We start from the raw sequence: 4,582 nt of genomic DNA on the forward strand, positions 1-4,582 counted from the left end.
CGTCCGAGTATGCGCTCGCTGCCGTCAAGGGCCCGGGCGACCCGCTGGTCGACCTCCGTCGGCGGTTGCTCGCCCGGCACGCGCCGGGCGTCGAGCTGGTGGGAGTCGCTGATCCGGAACGAGACCGCTCGTCGTCGTCGACCTCCTCACAGGACGGGTACCGCGGCGTGGTCCTGGACTGGCACGAGGCCCGTTCCCTGGCGTGGGAGAGGGTGTTGGCGGACCGGCCCGGCGACGTGGCGGTGCCGGTGTGGGGTGATCCGGCCTTCTACGACTCCACGCTGCGGATCGTCGACCGGATCCTCGCCCGTGGCCGGCTCGACTTTGACGTGGAGGTGGTCCCGGGCATTTCCGCTCTACAGGTGTTGGCCGCGCGTCACCGGCTGGTCCTGCACGAGATCGGCGGGACGGTCACCGTGACCACTGGCCGTCGTCTGGCGGAGGTCGTCGCCGGCGGCGCGGACAACGTGGTGGTGATGCTCAACGTCGGCCTGCCTCTCGATCACCTGGCGGACTGGCACATCTGGTGGGGCGGCAACCTCGGTGACCGGGGGGAGTGCCTGATCTCGGGCGGGGTCGGCGATGTCTTGCCCGAGATCCGGAACGCGCGCGAGCGGTTGCGCACGGAGCACGGCTGGGTGATGGACGTCTACCTGCTGCGCCGCCCGGTCGCGGCCGGCTGACAGGGTGCCTACACTGGCGCTCCCCGATGATGGAGGTACCCGATGGCGTTCCTGAGAAACGCATTGAAGACCGGAGTCGCGCTCAAGGCCGTCGAAGTGGTCAGGCGGGAGGCGTCCAAGCCGGAGAACCAGCGCAAGGCCCGCGAATTCGCGGAGAAGCTCCGCAACCGCAAGCGCTGAACAGCTGCGCCCCTCGGTCGGGGATCGCGGACCTGCGCCCGCGGTTCACGCCCAGGCTCCCGTGGGTCAGCGGGCGAGATAGCGCACGTGCACCGCGGGTCCGTCGTGGAGCACCTCCGCGCGGACCCCGTACACCGTCTGTATCAGCGCTGGTGTGAGCACCTCCGACGGGCGGCCCCCGGTCACCAGGCGCCCCCCGGACAGGACCTCGAGCCGGTCGCAGAAGCTGGCCGCGAGGTTGAGGTCGTGCAGCGCCGCCACCACCGTCGCCCCGGTGCCCCTGACCAGGGCCAGGAGGTCGAGTTGATGGCGGATGTCGAGGTGGTTGGTCGGCTCGTCGAGCACGAGGACGTCCGGTTCCTGAGCCAGCGCCCGCGCGATCTGCACCCGCTGCCGCTCGCCGCCCGAGAGGGTGGCGTACCGCTGGTCGAGACGATCGGTGAGGGCGGTGGTGGCGGCGGCGCGGAGTACGGCCTCCTCGTCCTGCGTGCGGGGGCCCGACCACGCGGCGCGGTGCGGGATGCGACCGAGCTCGATCACGTCCCGCACCGTCGGGTTCTGGTCGGTGGACACCTCCTGCTCGACAAAGGCCACGTGCCGGGCGACCCGCCTGCGGGGCAGGCGCCGGATGTCCGTGCCGTCGAACAGGACGCGACCGGTCGAGGGCCGCAGCAGGCCCGTCATGACGCGCAGCAGGGTGGACTTGCCCGAGCCGTTGGGGCCGAGGACCCCCACCATCGTCCCGGGCTCCGGTGCCAGGGAGAGATCTCTCAGGATAGGCCGACCGCGGACGGACCACGACACGCCCTGGGCTTCGAGGGTCGCCGCCCCCTGCCCCTCTGGGGGCCCGGTCGTCATCGGGCCCTGCCCTTGCGGAGGAGGAGGACCACGAACGCCGGCACGCCGATCAGAGCGGTGGCCACTCCGATCGGCAGTTCCTGCGGCGCGAGGACCGTCCGGGCGGCGGCGTCGATCCAGACCACGAAGACCGCTCCCATCAACGCCGCCGTCGGCACCAGGACGCGGTGCCGCATGCCGACCACCGCCCGGGCGGCGTGCGGCAGCACCAGACCCACGAACCCGATCGCACCACAGGTGCTGACGATGACCGCGGTGATGAGTGCGGTGACCACCATGAGCACGAGCCGGGTGCGGGCCACGTCCACACCGAGGGCGGCCGCCGCGTCCTGGCCGAAGGTGAAGGCGTCGAGGCTGGAGGTGTGCAGGAGACACACCAGCAGACCGGCGAGCACGACGACGCCGCACGCGGCCACGTCCGACCACCGGACGGAGGACAGCGAGCCCAGCAGCCAGAACAACACACCGCGGGTCTGTTCGGCGTCGGCCGCGGTATAGACGACGAACGAGGTCACGGCCGAGAACAGCTGGGTGGCGGCGACCCCGGCGAGCACCACCCGGTCGGTGGTTCCGCCGGAGGCGAAGGCCAACAGCAGGACGAACCCGAAGGCGGTCAGCGCCCCGACGAACGCGCCCGTGGTGAGACCGACCGCCCCCGCCCCCACACCGAGCACCACGATGAGCACCGCGCCCGTCGAGGCGCCGGAGGAGATTCCGAGGATGTACGGGTCGGCCAGAGGGTTGCGGAGCAGGGACTGCAGGATCACCCCGCACAGGGCGAGCCCCGCGCCGGCCAGTGCCGCCATGAGGGTTCTGGGCAACCGGAGGTTCCAGATGATCCCCTCCTGGATGCGCGTCAGCCCCGACTCGGTGCCGGAGAGCCGCGCCAGGGCGGACTGCACGACGTCGCCGGCCGTCAGACCCGAGGGACCGATCGTCAGGACCAGCGCCGTGGAGACCAGCAGGACGGCGACGCCGGCGATCCAGAGGATGCCCAGGGCGGCGGGGCGCCGGAGAGGAGCCTGTCTGGTGTTGCGAACCGGCGGGGCACTGGGCAGCAGGTCAGTTCGATGGATCGTGCTCACCGACCAGCCCGAGGTCGTCGAGGCCCGCGGCGACGGTCTCGACGCCGTAGACCGTGCGGAGGGAGGGGTTCATCTCTGCGCCCGTGAGCTCGATGAACCGCTTCTCGCGGACCGCCGACATCTCCCGGGTCACCGGATTCGATTCCAGGTAGGCGATCTTGGCGGCCCCGGTCTCGGCGGTCTGGCTCCGGCGGGTCAGGTCGCCGAGGACGATGACGTCGGGATCGCGCTCGGCCACCACCTCCCAGTTGATCTGGGGCCACTCCTGGGTGGTGTCGTCGAACACGTTCTTCAGACCGAGGGTCGTCGAGATCAGTCCGGGGGCACCGCAGCAGCCGGCCAGGTACGGGGATTCGGAGTTGGCGAACCAGAACATCGCCGAGACCCCGGTCGCGTCCACGTCCTCGTGTGCCCGGTCGAGCCGGCCCTGCAGGTCCGTCACGAGTCGTTCTCCGGCCTCCTCGACCTGGAAGATCTGCGCGAGTTCGGTGATCTCCCGGTAGAGCAGATCCGGGGTGAACGGTTGCTCTCGCACCCCGTCCCCGGAATCGGAGATCTTGCCGACGCAGTCGGCGGGGGAGAGGTAGGTGCCCACGCCCAGCTCATGGAACTGCTCGCGGGTCGCGACGCCGCCCTCGCTGAGCGTGCTGCCGAACGAGGCGGTGACGAAGTCCGGTTCCACGTCGAGGACGGACTCCATCGACGGCGCGTTGTCGGCCAGTCGCGGGATGCCGGCGTTGGCCTCGGCGAACTCGTCCAGAACGGGGTCGGTCCAGGTGGCGGTGCCCACCATCCGGTCGGCGAGGCCCAGGGCGAGCAGGATCTCCGTCGAGCTCTGGTTGAGCGAGACGATCCGCTCGGGAGCGGAGTCGACGGTCACCTCCTGTCCGCAGTTCTCGATCGGGCCGACCGCGGGGCCGGCGGTGGCGGCCGGGTCATCGGCGGTGCAGGAGGTCAGGACGAGGGCGGCGGCGCCGACGAGGGCGATCAGGCCTGATTTGCGCATGGGTGTACTCCGAGGTCGCGGGCCTGGAACGCGAAGCCCGATCATGACCTGGCGGTGGGGACCGCGAGGGCCAGCCGGTATTCGGACTCGGGATCACCTGGACGGGGCGCCTTCCCAGATCCTGCGATCCAGTGGCATCGTGCCCCGCCATCACCCATACCGCTGCGCGTCAGTCCCGGAGTCACACCGGGTTCCCGCGACCCCAGGGGGTCATGCTGGCGATCAGACGTTAACACGACCCGGTCGTCAGCCCGTCCTGGAGCGTCCGGCTGCGCCCGTCCTACAGGTGCTGTATCCGGGCGAAGGGGTACCGAGCGATCGCGCCCACCACCAGCGCGTATGCGGCGGCGACGGCGAGGAAGCCGGTGGTGGAGTCCAACCGGAACTCGGACATCAGCGCGGGAACCACCGCGATCACCGGTGCCGACGCCAACCCGGCGGCGAGCAGGCACCACGTCGCCACCAGTCGGTTCGCCCTATGGGTCAGCACGGGATCATTGCGGACCCGGTCAGGCACCCGGTAGCCCTTGCGGGGATCGGTGACCCACCCACGGTGTCCGGTGTACGCGGCGAGCGCCGAGGCAACCGCGGCGAGATCGAACGCCACGGCGATGTCGTGTACCCCACCTCAGATCCAGTCGATGATCTCGACGAGATCGCCCGACGCTGCGCCCTCCGGGACCACGGCGAGCGCGGGAGCGCCTGCGAGGTCGGCGAGGTGGGCGGTGCGGACCCGGGCGGACAGCGACCATCCGCCGGCTCCGTCGGGC

Annotated in this window: 6 protein-coding genes and 1 riboswitch; of the genes, 2 read left to right on the forward strand and 4 right to left on the reverse strand. The window is 71.0% G+C overall.

Annotated features, from left to right (window positions below; translation table 11 throughout):
- Both cobF and IY392_RS16715 read left to right on the forward strand, forming a co-directional pair.
- On the forward strand, nt 1-683 hold a 683-nt coding region (cobF, locus tag IY392_RS16710; protein ID WP_194861837.1), incomplete at its 5' end, for a precorrin-6A synthase (deacetylating).
- Between the two features lie 42 nt (nt 684-725).
- Nucleotides 726-863 carry a hypothetical protein gene (locus IY392_RS16715; protein ID WP_182613492.1) on the forward strand — a complete coding sequence of 46 codons (138 nt, stop codon included), beginning with the start codon at nt 726-728 and terminating at the stop codon, nt 861-863.
- Nucleotides 864-929: 66 nt separating this feature from the next.
- Here IY392_RS16715 and IY392_RS16720 read toward each other — a convergent pair whose 3' ends face one another.
- From IY392_RS16720 to IY392_RS16735, 4 genes are all read right to left on the reverse strand, one after another.
- On the reverse strand, nt 930-1,721 hold the full coding sequence (locus IY392_RS16720) for an ABC transporter ATP-binding protein (protein WP_228549551.1): 792 nt from the start codon (nt 1,719-1,721) through the stop codon (nt 930-932).
- Nucleotides 1,718-2,779, reverse strand: coding sequence for an iron ABC transporter permease (locus tag IY392_RS16725; protein WP_194861841.1), 1,062 nt, complete (start codon nt 2,777-2,779; stop codon nt 1,718-1,720). The genes IY392_RS16720 and IY392_RS16725 overlap by 4 nt, the downstream gene beginning before the upstream one ends.
- Before the next feature lie 4 nt (nt 2,780-2,783).
- Nucleotides 2,784-3,812 carry an ABC transporter substrate-binding protein gene (locus IY392_RS16730; RefSeq protein ID WP_182613493.1) on the reverse strand — a complete coding sequence of 343 codons (1,029 nt, stop codon included), beginning with the start codon at nt 3,810-3,812 and terminating at the stop codon, nt 2,784-2,786.
- 54 nt (nt 3,813-3,866) lie between these two features.
- Nucleotides 3,867-4,047: riboswitch (cobalamin riboswitch) on the reverse strand.
- Nucleotides 4,048-4,092: 45 nt separating this feature from the next.
- Complete coding sequence (locus IY392_RS16735) at nt 4,093-4,419, reverse strand: hypothetical protein (protein ID WP_194861838.1); 327 nt, start codon at nt 4,417-4,419, stop codon at nt 4,093-4,095.
- Nucleotides 4,420-4,582: the final 163 nt, after the last annotated feature.

This window comes from Dietzia sp. SYD-A1, assembly GCF_015356725.1.
In the GTDB taxonomy this organism is placed as follows: domain Bacteria; phylum Actinomycetota; class Actinomycetes; order Mycobacteriales; family Mycobacteriaceae; genus Dietzia.

What these genes read in the sequence shown, in the direction of transcription:
- IY392_RS16715 (WP_182613492.1), top strand. Translation starts at nt 726, where the DNA reads ATGGCGTTCCTGAGAAACGCATTGAAGACCGGAGTCGCGCTCAAGGCC.
- IY392_RS16720 (WP_228549551.1), bottom strand. Translation starts at nt 1,721, where the DNA reads ATGACGACCGGGCCCCCAGAGGGGCAGGGGGCGGCGACCCTCGAAGCC.
- IY392_RS16730 (WP_182613493.1), bottom strand. Translation starts at nt 3,812, where the DNA reads ATGCGCAAATCAGGCCTGATCGCCCTCGTCGGCGCCGCCGCCCTCGTC.